The 1925-nt window shown below is 63.6% G+C and carries 1 protein-coding gene; it reads left to right on the top strand.

Annotated elements, in window-relative coordinates; genetic code table 11:
* Positions 1-9: 9 nt before the first annotated feature.
* Complete coding sequence (xsc, locus tag ACR0DS_RS20260) at positions 10-1785, top strand: sulfoacetaldehyde acetyltransferase (RefSeq protein ID WP_209599474.1); 1776 nt, start codon at positions 10-12, stop codon at positions 1783-1785.
* Positions 1786-1925 lie beyond the last annotated feature (140 nt).

Here is a 1925-nt window from a genome sequence, read left to right as displayed (position 1 = left end):
AACACCCCTATGAAGATGACGACGGAAGAGGCCTTTGTTAAGGTTTTGCAGATGCATGGTATTGAACATGCGTTTGGGATCATTGGCTCTGCGATGATGCCGATTTCGGATCTGTTTCCGAAGGCTGGGATCATGTTCTGGGACTGTGCGCATGAGGGCAGCGCGGGGATGATGGCGGATGGCTACACCCGGGCCACCGGCAAGATGTCGATGATGATCGCGCAGAACGGTCCGGGCATCACCAACTTCGTGACCGCCGTCAAGACCGCCTATTGGAACCACACACCGCTGCTGCTGGTGACCCCGCAGGCGGCCAACAAGACCATCGGTCAGGGGGGCTTTCAGGAAGTCGAGCAGATGAAGCTGTTCGAGGACATGGTCGCCTATCAGGAAGAGGTCCGCGACCCGACCCGCGTCTGCGAGGTTCTGAACCGTGTGATCATGCAGGCCAAGCGCGCCAGCGCCCCGGCCCAGCTGAACATCCCGCGCGACATGTGGACCCAGGTTGTCGATATCGACCTGCCCGCCATTGTCGAGTTCGAGCGCCCCTCGGGTGGCGAAAGCGCCGTGGCCCAGGCGGCCGAGCTGCTGTCTAACGCCAGAAACCCTGTCATTCTGAACGGCGCCGGTGTGGTTCTGGCCGAAGGCGGCATCGAGGCGTCGAAAGCGCTGGCCGAGCGCCTGGATGCGCCGGTCTGCGTCGGCTACCAGCACAATGACGCCTTCCCGGGCAGCCACCCGCTGTTTGCCGGTCCGCTGGGCTATAACGGTTCGAAAGCGGGGATGGAGCTGATCAGCGAGGCGGATGTTGTCCTGTGCCTCGGCACCCGTCTGAACCCGTTCTCGACCCTGCCGGGCTATGGCATCAACTACTGGCCCGCGGATGCCAAGATCATCCAGGTTGACATCAACCCTGACCGTATCGGCCTGACCAAAGCGGTCAGCGTCGGCATCATCGGCGACGCCGCCAAGGTGGCAAAGGGCATTCTGGCCCAGCTGAGCGACACCGCCGGTGACGAAGGCCGCAAGGAGCGCAAAGAGCGCATCGCGCAGAAGAAATCGGCCTGGGCGCAGGAACTGACCTCGATGACCCATGAGGATGACGATCCGGGCACCACCTGGAACCAGCGTGCCCGCGCGGCCAAGCCCGACTGGATGAGCCCGCGCATGGCGTGGCGCGCCATTCAGGCGGCGCTGCCGAAAGAGGCGATCATCAGCTCGGACATCGGCAACAACTGCGCCATCGGCAACGCCTATCCGTCGTTTGAAGAGGGTCGCAAATACCTGGCACCGGGCCTGTTCGGCCCCTGCGGCTATGGCCTGCCCGCCGTCGTTGGCGCCAAGATCGGCTGCCCGGATGTTCCGGTTGTGGGCTTTGCCGGTGACGGTGCCTTTGGCATCGCGGTGAACGAGCTGACCGCCATCGGCCGCGAGGAATGGCCCGCCGTGACCCAGATCGTGTTCCGCAACTACCAGTGGGGCGCGGAAAAGCGCAACTCGACCCTGTGGTTCGACGACAACTTCGTGGGCACCGAGCTGGACACCAAGGTGTCTTATGCCGGTATCGCGCAGGCCTGTGGCCTGAAAGGTGTTGTCGCCCGCACCCAGGACGAGCTGACCGCGGCGCTGAACCAGGCGATCGAGGACCAGAAGAACGGCATCACCACGCTGATCGAGGCCCTGATCAACCAGGAGCTTGGCGAGCCTTTCCGCCGCGACGCGATGAAAAAACCCGTCGCCGTCGCCGGCATCAGCGCCGATGACATGAAGGCGCAGGGCGCTTAACCCCAGGACGAGGCCGGAGCACATGACCCTGACACCCGTCGAGCTGTTGCGGCAAAACGCTCCGGCCACCCGTCCCATAATCGCCCTCAGCGAAGGCAACGACCCCCGCATCACAAAAGGGGCCATCAACGCGCAGAGGG

The sequence above is a fragment of the Ruegeria sp. AF5 genome, assembly GCF_056541905.1.
This window is presented reverse-complemented; position numbering and strand designations above follow the sequence as displayed.

Excerpts from the sequence above, each read along its gene's own strand:
- xsc (WP_209599474.1), top strand. The coding sequence starts at position 10 with ATGAAGATGACGACGGAAGAGGCCTTTGTTAAGGTTTTGCAGATGCAT.